The organism is Arthrobacter luteolus NBRC 107841 (genome assembly GCF_001552075.1).
In the GTDB taxonomy this organism is placed as follows: Bacteria; Actinomycetota; Actinomycetes; order Actinomycetales; family Micrococcaceae; genus Arthrobacter_B; species Arthrobacter_B luteolus.
The window spans coordinates 1-14,811 of sequence record NZ_BCQM01000018.1 but is presented as its reverse complement, the minus strand read 5'-3'; the positions used below and the strand labels follow the sequence as shown (position 1 = coordinate 14,811).

General features: G+C 62.3%; 10 protein-coding genes. 3 read left to right on the top strand and 7 right to left on the bottom strand.

What is annotated here, in order from left to right; all coding sequences use genetic code 11:
• Window positions 1–264: 264 nt before the first annotated feature.
• The 4 genes from AL3_RS17260 to mobC all read right to left on the bottom strand — a co-directional run bounded on the left by AL3_RS17260 (window position 265) and on the right by mobC (window position 3,873).
• Window positions 265–1,116: a hypothetical protein gene (locus tag AL3_RS17260; RefSeq protein ID WP_066303426.1), complete on the bottom strand. Its 852-nt coding sequence runs from the start codon at window positions 1,114–1,116 to the stop codon at window positions 265–267.
• A gap of 135 nt (window positions 1,117–1,251) precedes the next feature.
• On the bottom strand, window positions 1,252–1,749 hold the full coding sequence (locus AL3_RS18595; RefSeq protein ID WP_157075280.1) for a KOW domain-containing RNA-binding protein: 498 nt from the start codon (window positions 1,747–1,749) through the stop codon (window positions 1,252–1,254).
• 13 nt (window positions 1,750–1,762) lie between these two features.
• A complete protein-coding gene (locus AL3_RS17255) occupies window positions 1,763–3,478 on the bottom strand; it encodes a relaxase/mobilization nuclease domain-containing protein (RefSeq protein WP_066303425.1) in 1,716 nt (571 codons plus the stop codon).
• Window positions 3,475–3,873: a plasmid mobilization relaxosome protein MobC gene (gene mobC / locus AL3_RS17250; protein ID WP_174522155.1), complete on the bottom strand. Its 399-nt coding sequence runs from the start codon at window positions 3,871–3,873 to the stop codon at window positions 3,475–3,477. The genes AL3_RS17255 and mobC overlap by 4 nt, the downstream gene beginning before the upstream one ends.
• 413 nt (window positions 3,874–4,286) lie before the next feature.
• Between mobC and AL3_RS17245 the strand changes: the two genes are divergently transcribed.
• Both AL3_RS17245 and AL3_RS17240 read left to right on the top strand, forming a co-directional pair.
• A complete protein-coding gene (locus tag AL3_RS17245; protein ID WP_066303423.1) occupies window positions 4,287–5,267 on the top strand; it encodes a helix-turn-helix transcriptional regulator in 981 nt (326 codons plus the stop codon).
• 159 nt (window positions 5,268–5,426) lie between these two features.
• Window positions 5,427–5,621 carry a hypothetical protein gene (locus AL3_RS17240; protein WP_306303041.1) on the top strand — a complete coding sequence of 65 codons (195 nt, stop codon included), beginning with the start codon at window positions 5,427–5,429 and terminating at the stop codon, window positions 5,619–5,621.
• Between the two features lie 517 nt (window positions 5,622–6,138).
• On the opposite strand, the gene AL3_RS17235 is transcribed toward AL3_RS17240, so the two are convergent.
• The 3 genes from AL3_RS17235 to AL3_RS17225 form a co-directional block, all read right to left on the bottom strand.
• Entirely contained in the window at window positions 6,139–10,764 is a 4,626-nt protein-coding gene (locus AL3_RS17235; RefSeq protein WP_255220907.1) for a helicase-like domain-containing protein, read from the bottom strand.
• Between the two features lie 437 nt (window positions 10,765–11,201).
• Window positions 11,202–11,600 (bottom strand): hypothetical protein, encoded by a 399-nt coding sequence (locus AL3_RS19015; RefSeq protein ID WP_066303420.1) that lies wholly within the window; start codon window positions 11,598–11,600, stop codon window positions 11,202–11,204.
• Between the two features lie 53 nt (window positions 11,601–11,653).
• Entirely contained in the window at window positions 11,654–12,346 is a 693-nt protein-coding gene (locus tag AL3_RS17225; protein ID WP_083521869.1) for a recombinase family protein, read from the bottom strand.
• A 1,132-nt stretch (window positions 12,347–13,478) separates the two neighbouring features.
• Between AL3_RS17225 and AL3_RS17220 the strand changes: the two genes are divergently transcribed.
• Window positions 13,479–14,768: an ISL3 family transposase gene (locus AL3_RS17220; protein WP_066303419.1), complete on the top strand. Its 1,290-nt coding sequence runs from the start codon at window positions 13,479–13,481 to the stop codon at window positions 14,766–14,768.
• Window positions 14,769–14,811: the final 43 nt, after the last annotated feature.

Sequence of the window (14,811 nt, the reverse complement as noted above, 5' to 3'; positions counted from 1 at the left end):
CAACGGGGACCTTGTAATCAGCACCCTCACCACGATGATCGTGGGTGCTCCAGATGACAGGAAGTCAGCCACAGACTGGCACAGGTTGTTCAGGAAGTCGGACATGAGTCTCCGCTCAGTAGAGGTGGGTGAGAATCCTTTGCGGATGCTCGGTCTTTCCTCCCTCAAACATGCGTAGGAGCTCAGTCCACGGCTGCTCCGCTTGTCTGGTGAATTCTCACCAACCCTCCAGAGCCCCTGTCGCCGGTGGAACTTCTTGGCGTTCTACCGCCGATCCAGACCTGCGTTCTGGATTTGCGCAGCACGGGAGCCACGACTTTTACGGGCCTTCGGGGCTTTCGATTTGGCACCTGTGACGGCTTCCGTAGCCGGCTTCGCCTGGCTTACGTCGGCTCTCATCCGTGTCGCCACCGTCTGCCCGTCGATGCCTCTGGATTCAAGGTCCCTGGCGGTCCCATCACGGCGTTCGGCACTGTCGTACGCTGAACGGCCGTCCTCCCGAATCGCTGTGGACCGATCTCCAGCGGATTCAGCCTCGGCCAGCCGCTGCGCTCGGGTTTCCGGATCGGATTGATGCTCGGCGGACAGGCGCGCTTCGTCGGCCCGGCGATCTTCCTGGTCCGCCTGATTCAGCAGAAGCTGAGCTTCAGCAGCTTCTGCGGCTGCACGGTGCCGCTCGGCATCTGCATCAGCGCGGTCACGTTCTGCTTTCTGCACGGCGGCGTTGACGGCTGCCGGGTCAGCGTCGGTCTTTTCGACGTCCAGGTTGTACCGGCTCCGGAATTCATTTCGCATGATCTGTTCTGCCCGGGCTGCTTCGGGGTCGTCCTTGGTCCAGGCACGTGCGGCCTGGTAGGTGTGAGCCATCTGCTCGGGGGTGGCACGGTCCCACCATTCATGGCTGTGGACCCGTGACACCTCCAGCTGGGCGGTCTTTCGTTCGGCCTCGAACCGGTCCTGCATCTCCCGTGCTGCCTGCTCGCTGACGGCCTGGGCCTTCCGGGAGGCTTCTTCCCGGGCTCTTGCGAACCTCTCAGCGATTTGTCCGGCCGCCGTCACCAACACGCGCAGCTGACCTTCGAATGCTTCCTCGATCCCGTCGGTTTCTTCGGCCATGGCCCCTCTCCCTCATCGGTTCCGGACCGCCGGTGGCGTCCGGTTTGGTGGTGTGCCGTTCAGTGGATGGTTCTCTGGTTCCTGGCAGCACTAGGACGGCATCGGGCGCCGCCGCTGGTACTGGAATCCAAAGGGTTAGCTTCTGCCGAGATTTCCCAGCTCGTTGTGTGCTCCCCGAGAGCTGCGGTTCTCACGCACTGTTGGGCTGTTGCGGGTCCCGGCTGGTTTTATGGCCTCCGTGGCTGGCCGTGCCTGGCTAATACCCGCCAGGTCTGCTGCGTAGCTCCGGTGCCGATCGGGCAGTGGGCGGGCAGCAGCTTGGAGACGTTCCGTTTCTCTTTCGGGTGAGAGGGCGCCCTGCCGAGGTAAATCGATCTTCTCCAAGTAGTTCGCGATGGTTCCGACCCTCGACAGGCCGTCATCCGTAAGCACGTCCCAGACAAGACTGCGGCCCATAATCGCCGGTCCCACAACAGATCCCGTTTCACCGTTGTGGTCACCTCCCTGCACGAATCGGACGCGGTCGCCCTGCTTGAAACCCTTCCAGAGCTGCTGATTCTCCGGGCTCGGGTCCTGTGCATCACGATCTTGAGCGCTGCCGGATGTTGCCTCGATGCGGTCTTTCTCATCCATGATGGTTCTCCCCTCATCGTTCCGGGCCGCGGGTTGCGTCCGGTTTGGTGGTGTGCCGTTCTTTGGATGGTTCGATTGCGTTCGGGACCGGGGACCCGGGAGTCGCCGGCTTGCCCTGCCCAGCGCGGAGTCGGTCGAGCATAGCCTGGGCCTGCGGTTCCAGGACGGGGTCCCGCCGGTCCGTGAGCGTGGCCGTGCCGGTGGCCTGGCCGGCGCCTGTCTGGACGGGGTGGGGCATCGCGTCACGGACACGGACCAGGCGGGCACGGGTGTCTTCAGCCAAGAGCTTCGCTTGGCGGACCTGCTGTCCCGCGACGGCCGCGCGGTGGACTGCTTGGGTGACCCGCAGCAGCTGCCTGATCATGGCCGCCTGCGCCACGGCTCCCTTACCGCTGTGCATGGCACTGGCCAGCAGCATCGCGGTTCCGGACAGAGCCGTCGTTCCGGCTTTGTGCGGCGTTACTGTCCGGCGGAATGTCTGTCCGGAGCGGGACAGCGCTTCCGAGGCTGCCGCCAAATCTCCTGGAGTATCCTCTGTCGCGTTGGACCAGGCCGCCAAGGCTCCTGCCGCCTGACGGGCGACGGTAGCCCAGGTGTCCCGGTCGTTGACGTCTACGGCGTTCAGGCGGTCGATGAGTTCCCCGAGCTGCGTGCTCTGTTGCTCCCATACCTCGGGGGTGATCTCCTGCGCCTCCCGTCCGGCATGGACGACCCTGCGCCCTCTCATCGCTGCGTTCCATTCAGCAGCGGCTTCCGTGGCGCCGCCGGGGGTGTCAGGCCAGTCACCGCGCAGCCGGGGAAGGCTCAGATCCCGGCCGAGGTGCAGCCCTCCGTACCAGACAGGCCGCTCCCCATAGTGGGGGCGTTCGGCAACCGAGTAGCCGGTAATAACGTCAGTCCGGTTCTCCGCGAAACGCGGTCTCAGGATGCAGCCGCTGCGCCTCAGCCTGCGCACGAACTCTGCTTCGCTCTCACTCGCTGCAGCGGCGGCCCGTACCTTCAAAGCCAGTTCGTGACGCGGCTGGGTTTCACTCAGCTCGGCAGCTACATGCGCTGCTTTTTCTCCCTTGGTGAGGTTCTCCCAGGAGCCGGGCTGCTCGCCCTCTGTGTGCTGCCGCTCGTACTTTGCCTTGGCACGCCTGCGGGCCACGGATTCGCGTTCGGCCGGGTCATAGCCACGTGTCGAGCGCTCGGCTTTGACCGACTCAAGCTGCTCCAGGCCGTACTTCACTTCCAGTGCCCGGGCTGCGGACTGGGAACGGCGGAAGTCGTTATGAATGGATGCCTTGGTGCCGTCTTCCCGGACAAGGTTCACTGCCAGGTGGATGTGGTCGTTCCCGTTCTTCGACACTCCGTGCCGTACGGCGACCCACCGGCAGGGCGTTTTCGTCCCCTCGTGGTCATCAAAGCCCATTGCCTGGACGAAATCGTTGGCGATGTCCTGCCACTTTTGGTCCGTCAGCAGCCCTTCTTCAGGACCTATCGACAGAGAGCAGTGCCAGACGTGCCCGCCGTTGACGTTCACGGCGTACGCGCTGCGCGGCCGTTCCAAATGACGGGCGATACCCAGCGCGGCCTCCCGGTCCAGCTCTGCGTCATCATGCCAGGCGAGCAGTGCCGGATCTCCGGCGATCAGGTGAGGTTCGGTGTGCTCGTTGGTCTTGCCCGGCCCGACTAAATACATCATCAGACCCGACATGCGTTCGCCGCGCACCACGTTCGGAATCATTGCCCGAAACCCAGTCCGTCGATGGCCCGGTCAATTCGGACAGCAACCTCCCGGACCTTCTTCACCGTTGCCGCGGTTTCGGCCTGGATCTCTCCTGAGGCGTTGGTGGCCCGCGCGATCTGGTTCACGTTATTGGACACCGCGGCCAGCAGCCGGTGAAGCGCGAAGAGCTCAGCCATGGCCTGCTTGCGTTCCGTAGGTGTCTCACCGGCAGCTGATGCCAGGGCTGACTCAACGAGGAGCCGGGGAACAGTGACGTGCTGGGCCTCAGCCAGGAGCAGCAGCTGCGCTTCCTCTTCCGGGGTCACCTTCACCCGGTGATCGTGCTGCCGGCCGCCCTGCACGTTGGCTCGCCGTCGGCGGCCAAACAGCCGGCCTTCGGACGGATGCCCCATGTCACTCCCCTGCCTTTCGGCCCAGCGCAGCGACCCCGCCCCTGTGGCGGGGACCACACGCCCAGTGTGACCCGCGACCGGACGCACGTCCACAGTGGCAAGCGACTTGGGGGACCTAAGTCTATAGCTTGCTCCGCGAACGAACGCTGCAAGCGTTCCCGCGGCTCTACCCCCTGCGAGGAGCTTCGCTCCTGCCACATCGACCGGCTGCGCCGTTCCGTTTCGGCTTTGGAGGGTACTGTCCGCCCTTCTCTTGGCAAGCCTGCGCCGGCGGCTTTCGCGGCATATCCTCACTCGCTTCGCTCCCTCCGGTATTCCACGCTCCCCCGGCTCCGGCTGGCCAATTCACTTCGCGGCCAAGATGTGACGGCTTTGCCGAAAGGAACGGTGGCAGAGAGAAAAGGAGCAACTTCGTGAACCAGCTCATGACCCCGCAGCAGGTGGGCGCCGAATACGGCGTTACTGTCCAGGAACTGGCCGAGTGGCGCCGCAAAAAGATCGGCCCGGCTTACTACGTGCTCGGCACGCGGGTCATCCGCTACATGCCGGAAAACGTCGATCAGTGGTTCCGCGATCCGGCGAACTCACGCTGGCATGACTTCCCGGCAAAGGCCTTCCCCGAAGGCCTCGGAGAGAACGACGCTGACTGGTTGAGCGTCGAGGTGCATCGTCCGCTCACCTGGTGGCGTGCAACGCCGGAACAGCTGGGCGCGCGAGTGGCTGATCCCGACCACGGCGCGTTTCCACGCTGGGAGTCCTACGATCAGGATTGGAAGGCTATCGGACGAACCATTCAGGACGTTGGTGATGTCCTAGCTTCAGGGGGCCCGCAGCGCGGTCCTGCCCCGGATGGGAGTATCCGGATTCATGTACAGGATCCGGGACTGTCCGATCTTGAACTCAAGATCGTGCGGTCATGGTTCAGCCCTGGCGAAGCAGTAACGATGGACCCTTGGGACAGCGGATGGTCCGACGGCAGGCACAGAACGTGGCATGCCGCAGCGGCGTCCGATGCCGGCGTACTCCTTCCCATCAGAGGCAACATCCTCGGGTTCGCCAACGCCGGCGACATTCCGTTCCTCGGCGACAACTGGAGCGAACAATTTCGAGCCGGTCTGCAGCGCTTGAAGCAACAGACTTGGGTGGATCAGACGGACCCAGTAAACCGACAGTTCCAAGAGAGTCTGGCACTCGCTGCCGCCGGAAAAATCCCACCGGTTGTGCCGCCGGCAATGGCTCCCACTCGGGGGTCGCTGCCAGCTTATGTGGAGGCGAGTTTTCCATCCGTTCTCGGCGGACCAAGCCCGCAGAACGCACAATACTCAGCACCTTATGACTCTCCGGTAACCCGTTCTTATCGGGGTGTCTCCGAAGGAACCGGTCATGACCGCTAGACCGTTCGCAGAGGGATTTCTCATGTTCGGTGAGAAGCAGAATCCGTGCTGCTCTGTTGCCGGACTCCTGGCGTAGTTAGGGTGTCAGGCATGGCAGCCATTGATCTCGAAACGACTCAGAATCAAGCTCGTAAACTCCTGGATTCCCGGATCGCCTCCGTGACTGAACTCGTGAAAACTCGGCAGCGCCGAGACGAACTCCTCGACCAGATCAAGGAAGCTGAACGGGAGAACAAACGCGCGTACACCCGCGCCATCCGGGACGGGTGGAGCGAGGACGAGCTGAAGAAGCTAGGCCTGGACGAATCCGGGGCGATTCGCAGGCGCAGCCGCCAGGCCCCCAGCGAAGGGTAGGGGTTCGCCATGGGCGTACCATCCGGGCCGCCTACGGGGGCAGCCCACGTGGCGTGTGGGGCTGGTGACATAGCTGTTGTACACGCGCTGGGTCGCAGCCGCGAAAGTGTCCCTGAAGGGCTCTAATCTTGGAGAGTGGAGTCAACCGCTCCGGCTCTAGACGAAAGAAGGAGGCCCGGTCGCACGGGCCTCCCCCTAACGGATAGAGAATATCTACCAGCTTGCGACGTTCACGGTCACACGCATGTATGCACAACTCAGCCTAGGTCGCCGGCCGCCTCCCGGTCAACGCGGCACGACTGGGCGTGCTGGCACGTGAAGGCGCATCTGGGCCCACCACATTTAGGATGTGGACGCCGATGGCAAAACGGAAAAACACCAACCACTGGCAGATGGCCAACTTCATGGCCAACCTCATGGGCAACCTGGCACGTCTCATCGTGACAGTGGTCCACACCTATCTCTGCTAGCGTCCCTAGCTGAGAGCGGGGCAGCCTGCCCCGCTCTCCTGGGAGTTTTACCGTTCCAGGCCAGAGTCGTTCCAGTAGCCCGAGGTGTCTTTCCTGGCCTCGGTGCTGTGCTGGTGGCCGAGTCTTGCCGGTGGGGTTGTCGGGAAACTCGCACGCATCGATCGCTTTAGTGCTTCCAGCTCTGTATCGAGGGTAGGTTCAGGGTTTGATTCACCGCGCATGACCCTGTCGATCCGCTCCACGTCCCACTTGGCTTGGGCCAGTGCCTCTTCATGCTTGAAGGGCTGGCCAAGGGCAGTGGCGGCCTGGCGGTATTCCTCTCGCGCTTCTTCAATGAGCTGCTCGTGCTTCACCACTTCGTCCGGCAGACGCAGGACCTGGTTTTCGATCCGCTGGATCAGGCCAACAGTGGGTGCCAGGGTCGCGATCCTTGTCGAGTCCACGGCGATGCCCGGCGCGTCGTCGATCCGCAGCTCGACCCGAGACGCGCTGCCGTCCACCATGTTCGCGGTTCCCTGGACGTAGCGGATGTCGTGGCCGGCGATGTGGGCAACAATTCCGAGGTCTCGTATTCCGCCGGAGACGGGGTGTCCGAAACCGGCAGCATTGGCCGATGCCCAGCGCTTCCACGCATCCACGGCGTCCGTTCTCTTGTCGTAGGTCTGTCCGTCGATCGTCATGCGAAATGCGTCCCCGCCGGCCTCGCTCGTGGTCCTGGAAGCTGCCTCCTTCAGTGCAGGCAGCTGGGCGACGAGAGTTTCACCGCGTCGCTGTGCTGATTCCTTCCGGTGCACCATGGATGCCTGGTTACGGTGCCATGCCCGGTTGAGACGCTCCAGCCTGGAGAGTTCCTGGTCCGCCTTGGACTTCTCTAGGATCAGCGGATTTCCGCTGGAGATGGCTTTCACCTCGGCGAAGGAAAGGGTGTTCTCTCCGACGTCTTCAATCTCCCGGACGTCGAGCCGGCCGCGCATGATCTGGTCAATGAAGCGGCTCTTACGTTCGAGCGTCTGCCACATGAACGTGTCGAAGGATCCTTTGGTGACGATCTGGGAGATAGCAATCTCGGCGTTCTGATTCCCCTGGCGGACGATCCGTCCGTGCCGCTGCGCAACATCGGCCGGTCGCCATGGGGCATCCATGTCTATGAGGTGCACGGCGCGGGCCTGGATATTCGTGCCGACACCCATTTTTTGCGTGGAGCCGACTAAGACGGCAACTTCTCCGGTGCGGCATGCAGCGAACAGGCGTCCTTTCTCGGCATCGTTTTTTGCCTCGTGCATGAACCGGACTTTGTCCCGGGGAATGCCGCGTTGTGCCAGATCATCCCGAAGCTGCGCGTAGACGTTCCATTTGTCCGAGGGGGTCCCCAGATCGCAGAACACGATCTGCAGCGCACCGGGGGTCGGGTGCGGGTCGCCTGTGACCGGATCCGTGTAGGTGTTGTTCTTGTTCTGCTCATATACACGGGCTACCAGATCGGCTGTTGCACCGATCTTGGTTTCCACCGCTGTCATATTGAGGTCCGGGTCCACAAGGCGCATGTCCAGGGCGGCTTTCCTGCCGTCGCTTGAAATCTTGAGCATGTTGTCTTCGGTGGGGTGCACCTGCCGCTGCTGGACAGCCTCGGCACGGTCGCCGATGTCGGCGATGTATGACTCGAGTTCCGGTGACGGTTCCACCATCACCATCCGGGGCAGCCTGAGACCATCTTCCCGCTCTTGAAGAAGCGGAACGGGGAGTTGCAGGTCCTCCCCCGTCTTCACGTCGGCGAAGGTATGGAACATCTTCAGCAGCTCGGGAACGTTCTGGAACTTGGCGAAGCGGTCCTTCATTTTGAAGGTGTCACCGCCGGCGACTGTCATCTCCATTTCGGTGACGACCTGGCCGAATGTTGCTGCCCAGGTATCAAAGTCATTGATTCCTGCTTTTTCAAGAAGATCGGGCCGCAGGTACCGCTGCATGACATACATTTCGGTGACGCTGTTGGCGATCGGTGTGGCAGTTGCGCCGGTGATGACGCGTTCACCATGTTTGGACCGCAGATACTCGACCTTCGAGTGCAGGTCCGATGCGCGTTTTGAGCCGTTGATGGCGGCGTCCTGAATGTTGGACGCCGTGTCGAGGTTCTTGAAGTCATGGAGCTCGTCCACGACGAGGTAATCGATTCCGGTCTGCTCGAACGTGATGCCCGGGTCAACCGGCCGTTCACGGAGCCGTTTCATCTTTTCCTCGTCAGCCTGGAGGCGGGCTTCCACTTTCTTCACGGTCATGGGACGCCCGCCGCGCTCGGCCGCCCGTTCCTTGGCCGCGTTAATCTCCTGGCGTTTGCGGTCTATTTCGCGGTTGAGGTACTCGGCCTGGGACTCGGCGGAGAGCTCGATCCGTTCGAATGCTGTGCGGGTCATGATGACGGCGTCCCAGTCATTGGCAGCGACCCGGGCAACGAACTCTCGTCGCTTTTCGCCCTGAAGGTCCGCAGATGATGCGGCGAGGATCCTGGCCTGCGGATAGATCTGCAACCATTCCCGGGCGAATTGGTCCAGCATATGGTTCGGTACGACGACGGCTGGTTTCCGGGCCATGCCCAGCCTGCGCAGCTCCATAGAGCCCATCACCATTTCAAAGGTCTTGCCTGCGCCCACCTCATGGAACAGTCCGACCGACGGCTCTGAAATCATTCTGGCTACGGCGGCACGCTGATGCGGGCGCGGCTGGAAGTTCTTGACCAGTCCGGGCAGCGTGAGACGCTCTCCTTCCACGCCGTAGTCCCGCAGCACGATGGAATTGAAGCGGCGGTTGTATTCATCGCTGAGAGCAACAGCCCGCTCCGGGTGTTCCCAGACCCACTCGCTGAACCTGTCCTGCATGATCTGTGCTTTTTCCTGGGCAGCGGTCGTTTCCGTGGGATTCAGGATGCGCCGGTTGCTCTCGGGGTTTTCGGGGTCCGGGTCCGTGACCTGGACACGGCGCTGCTCTAGGAGAGACTTGAAGATTTCGCCAGCTGGCAGACGGTCGGTTCCCCAGTCATTCCGGGCAGTGAAGCTGTGCCGGTTGGCCTGAACGTCCCAGCTCGCGCCGGTGATCCGGTCAACGCTGGCCCTGGGATCGCGGAGAATGTGCTGCAGGAACTGCTGGTGCACCTCGGCGGAGATCCACACCGATCCGATGCGGGCTTCGATTTCGTCAGCGCCCAGGGGCCGCGGCAGGACCTTTTTCAGTGCGTCGACGTTGCGGGTGAATCGTTCATCCTCGCTGGCGGCTGCGATGGCAGCGTCGAGTTTCTCCCGGACGTTCCCGCTGAGGTACTCGGCTCTGGGCTCCAGGCCGCCCGGTTCGCCGGGAAGATCGTAGACAGTATCTCCCAGCGCTTCCCTGGCAGATTCGGCTGTGGTGCCAAGCAGCCGTGCGATCTCCTCCAAATCCGCGTATCCGCGGGTGTCGAGCGTGACTGCCAGCGCTTCCGCTGGGGTGTCCACACCGCGCACTGGCTGGCGAGGCTGAACTTGGCGCTCGTGCTGGAGCGCCGAGGCAGTAGCGGTTTGAGTGGTCTCGTCGAAGCTCTCCAACGCTTTGACCAACGGGCCAAAGGGATCAGCACGGATGAGTGCTACCGCTTTGGGTGTGACCCGGGCCAGGATATCTTCCCCAGCTTCGGTTGTTCTGCCCGTGCGTCGTTCGGAGAACCTGTTGATCGGCCCGTAGACCTGCGCGTAGTGCTGGTATGAAGTTCTGAGTTCGGCGCGGGCAGCATCGAGCTCGGGGGTATCGTCGACGTTCTCTGCCTCGAGGGAGAGAACAGTCCGTCCCAGGTCGCGGAGGTTCAGCAGGGCCCGCAGCTCCCGCTGCTGAGTCGCCGGAACCTTCAGCGGTTCCGGCTGTCCCTGAACGCTGACTTGGTGGAAAGTACCGTCGGCGTTGGCGATGATGTGGCCGGCCTGCATCTCGCTGTTACTGCCGAGGGCAGCCGCCGGGGCGATGCCGGTCTGTTGGCTTTGCCATTCGGAAAAGCCTTTGCCGGCTTCTCGGGCAGTGGCGGCAATGTCCTGCAGCTGGTCGTGGAGCATGGCGGGAACGACTGTCAGGTTCGGTGCCTGAACGGTGAGGGTTTCCGATCCGTACATGCCGTTGCCAACCTGCACCTGCCCCAGGACCTTCTCGGGGTTTTCGGTGAAGTACCGGTTCATCGTGTTCTGGCCCTGGCCAAGGTTCACAGGCCGGGTTTCGAGCCAGGAAGAACTGGCCGGTTCTTCACCGGGCAGCCGGCGCCGCAGGATCAGCACATCGGTGAGTGCGTCAGTTCCTGCTGCTCTGCGATGAGCGCCGGTAGGTAGCCTGACTGCTCCCAGAAGGTCGGCCATCTCATACATTTCTCTCCGGGCAGCCGGGTTCTGTGCGTCGAGGGTGAAAGAAGAGCTGATAACACCGACGACGCCGCCTGGACGGGTGAGCGCGAGGGATTTGAGGATGAAGTGGTTGTGCATCGAATGGTTTCCGGCGTTGTGCCGGGGGTCGTGCAGCCTGGTTTGGGCAAACGGAACATTCCCGACCGCTGCATCGAAGTAGCCGGCGGGTATGCGCGTCTCCGCGAATGATTCAGCGCGGATATCGGCATTCGGATAGATGGCCTGGGAGATGGCGGCTGTTACAGGGTCCAGCTCGACACCTGTCATGCGTGCCGTTTCCGGTGCGAGACCGATGAAAGTGCCTGCGCCGGAGCCCGGTTCAAGAACTCTTCCGCCGGAGAAACCCAGTGTGTTCAGCGTCTGCCAGATCTCCGTGGCCAGGGCAGGATCCGTGTAGTGGGCATTAATGACGGTACGGTTTGCAGCCCTGTACTCATCGTCGCTGAGCAGTGCCCGCAGCTCGGCGCGGTCAGCGTCATACTCCCGCCGGGATTCGTCAAAGACTTCGGCAACACCGGAGGCGCCCCAGCTCCCCCAACGCGCCAGCGTGTCTCTCTCCGCCAGGTTGGCCGGTCGCCCCTCTTCTCGCAGCTGACGCAGGACCCGCAGCGCCGCGACATTGGCCCGAAAGCGTGCCTGTGCCCCGGAAGGGGCCAGCTCTTCCTGACGGGCGGGAATGAACCGGCGCGGCGGCTCAGGCTCCGCTAGTGCTGGCTGCGGCTCTGTTCCGCTTCGTCCGCGTTGAGGTCCTGAAGCAGGTCCTGATACCCGTGATTCATCGACTGGATGATCTCGAACATCTCCGACGAGGACTCGTTCTCCGGGTCCTCGTCCCCCTCCTGTTCCAGGTCCTCCGGGGTCAGCATTTCCGTCCGCACGATTTCCTCCGCCTGGTTCTTCGCTGCGGTCAGCCTGCCGTATTTGTCCAGAAAGCTCTCGTTCTGCGGATCCGGGCCGGCCAGCTCGTCGCTCAGTTCGGCCACCCGCTGTTCCGCTTCCTCGCCCAGCTTCTGAAACCACTCCTCCGGGTTCGGGATCAGCGCGTACTGCTTCGGCGCTGTCGTTTTCCAGGTCTCCTGCGCGAGTTTTCCGTATCTGTTCATTGCGAACCTCCTCAGGCTCAGGGAAAAGAAAGGCGTCTAGGCTGGCTTGTCCATCAATTTGGTTCCGCTTGCGAGCTTTCGCCATTGAACGTCTCCCTGGTACCGGCAGAATTTGTGGTCCCACCGTACACAGTGCTTACAAGACCGTCTGTGCGAAGCGCGCGGATGATTGTTGACCGGCTCACCTTGAATTTCTTGGCGATCCATTCCAGTGACCGGTTTTCCTGCTCTCTGAGCCGTCTGGCTTCTGCCACGTCGTGCGGCTGGAGGCGGGGCGGACGCCCGCCTTTACCCTTAGCGACGGCCAGGCCAGCCCTGGTTCGTTCTCTGATTAGTTCGCGTTCCATTTCCGCCACGGAGGCGATGATGTTGAACATCAGCCGGCCGGATGGGGTGGTCGTATCGATCCCTTCTGTAAGGGACCGGAAGGCAACTCCCCGTTCGTGCAGCGAATCCAGCAGTTCTACCAGTCCGCGCACGGTCCTGCCGAGACGGTCGAGCTTGGTAACGACGAGTGTGTTTCCGGGCTGGAGTGCCCTCAGGCAGGCTTCCAGTTCTGGTCTGGCCATGGTGGCTCCGGAGCGGCCGTGGTCGGAGTAAATTTCGTAGCACCCTGCCTGGCGCAGCTGCTGCTGCTGGGATTCCAGGCTCTGTTCAGTCGTTGAGACGCGGGCGTATCCCAGGGACAGCGAAGCTCCGCCGGGTTTCTCATCCGGCTGCCTCGTGGGCTGCTTCCCCTGCCCCATGGTCGGTCCCTCCTCTGGGTGTCATAACCCGTTTGCTGTTGGGGTTATGACAATACATGTTTCGTACTTGGTTTGTGACCTACTTGGAGGGGGAAATCTGGCGTGTCACGGCAACAGTGTCAAAAACGGTCGTTTTAGAACGACGGATACCCACCCCGATGCTCCCACTCGTCCCATATGCTGTGACGGTGACACCCGCAGAATCCAGGACCCGCCCCAGGGGGGGACGCGCTGGCCGTTGTTTACGCTCCCCTCCCCAATCGGCGGGTTTGCCCCTCATCATGTTCGAACAAAGCGCGTTCTTCGATGACTGCAGTCACTGGAATAGCCTGACATTGTCGGGACAGATCATCTTCACCGGCGCAGCAGCCCATCCAAACCAATCCTGCGGACGATGCGGGTTCACCAGTCACGCCACCCCACCCCAGTCCACAGGGGCCCTGCTCTCGTGGACCCGGAGGCCAATCCGGGCCCACTCAAAAATTTTGATCGGTGAAAACTTAGGAACTAGGAGCTACGTATATAGCATGACCCCCATTATTGTTGAAGAAATGAGAAATTGGCGCATAGATAGCCGTTGTACTACATTTCCGTGTATCCGTGGAAGGCTTGCCGGTGCAGTTGCTCCCTGGGTTTGAAATACCGCTAATTATCCCGCTTGCGTAAGCTACGCCACCTATTGCGGATATTACCGGCCCTCCGCTGTCACCGTTCCCAGCAGCTGGAACGCCGTTGCTCTGTTCGGTTACGGTTAAGCCCCCGTAGCACTGAGCAGGAATGTACGAATAGCAAATGTACTGATTAACCCGCGTAACAGTGTTGCTGCACACCTGCCCGGATTGTGTACCGGTGTAGCAAACTGAGTTTCCGACCTGGGGTGTTCCAGTGTATCCAGCAATCGGAGCAATCGCATTCCCGTTGTACACCCCTACATAAACGTAAGGAGCTTTGGACACACCTCGCTCGTCTCTGACGCGGCAGCCCCGCTGATGCCGCTGGCGATGACAGCAGACAAAGCGGCTCTTCGCGGTTGATGGTGAAACAGGTTCCGTGTCTTGAAAGCTAAAGGGCTCGTAGCCCTGCTGTGATGGATGTTCTCTACGCATTCATCAAGAGTCAGGAGCTACGAGCCTTGATCGAGCCTACTTCCCCGCGCCCCGATGCTGCCACCACCATCTTCAACCTGCCCGACTACCGAGTCACCGACGCCGAGGTCCTCGCCTGCGGGCAGCGCCGGATCCACGTGGTGGCCACCACCGAGGCCGCATGTCCTTCCTGCGGTGTTATCAGCAGCCGCGTTCATTCCCGCCGCCCCCAACGTCTGCGCGATATCCCTGTCGCCGGCCCAGTTGAAGTGCTCTGGGCCAAGCGGAGATTCTTCTGCGATGAGTACCTGTGCCCGCGGCAGACGTTCACTGAGGAGACCACCCAGGTCCCACGCCGGGCCCGGTCCACCCGCCGGCTCCGTGACGCCCTCGTGGCCGCTGTGATCGGATCCGGACGAGCCGCGGCGGAAGCTGCCTCCTCGTTCGGCGTCTCCTGGTGGCTGGTCCAGCGCGCGCTGGACACCGCGGCACTGACGCTGCCTGACGTTGATGCACTGGCCCCGCGGATGCTCGGCATCGATGAACACCGCTACCGGTCAGTGCGGTTCTTCCGCGACCCGGCCACCAAAGCCTGGAAACGCTACGAACCCTGGATGACCACCATTGTCGATCTCGATAGCGGAAAGGTCCTGGGCATCGTGGACGGCCGTGACAGCCAAGGAGTCGGAGACTGGCTCTTCGCCCGGCCCCTCCAATGGCGCCTGGGTGTTCAGGTGGTCGCTATCGACCCCTCAGCAGCGTTCCGAAAAGCCCTGCGGATGTGGCTGCCGCGCACCGCGGTCTCCGTCGATGCGTTCCACCTGGTCAAACTTGGCAACGACATGCTCACCGAAGTCCGGCAAAGACTCACCCAGCAGGTCCACGGCCGGCGGGGACGATCCATCGACCCGGTCTGGGCCAACCGGCGCCTGCTGTTGCGTGCTGGCGACACGCTCTCGGACAGGGCCCGGGACAGGCTCAGCACCGTGTTCGCCACGGACGATGCCACCGGGAAGCTGCAGGCGGCTTGGCTGGTCAAAGAACAGCTCCGGGCCCTGCTTGCCACCGGATCCCTTGCCGACGCGGCAGCCGCGAAAGACCGACTGCAGGCCCTGGTCGAACAATCCGCGCAGCCCGAAACGAACCGGCTCTGGCGCACCGTCTGCCGATGGTGGAAAGAAATCGAAGTCCTTATCGTCACCGGAGCGACAACAGCAAAAGTGGAGGCAAACAACACCGCGATCAAGCACATCAAAAGGACGGGCCGGGGGTTCACCAACGCACGCAACTACAAAACGCGTATCCTGTTGCGCAGTGCCGCCAGAACAGTGGCATGAACACCCATCACGGCAGAACATTCACCACGAACCGTGAAGAGCC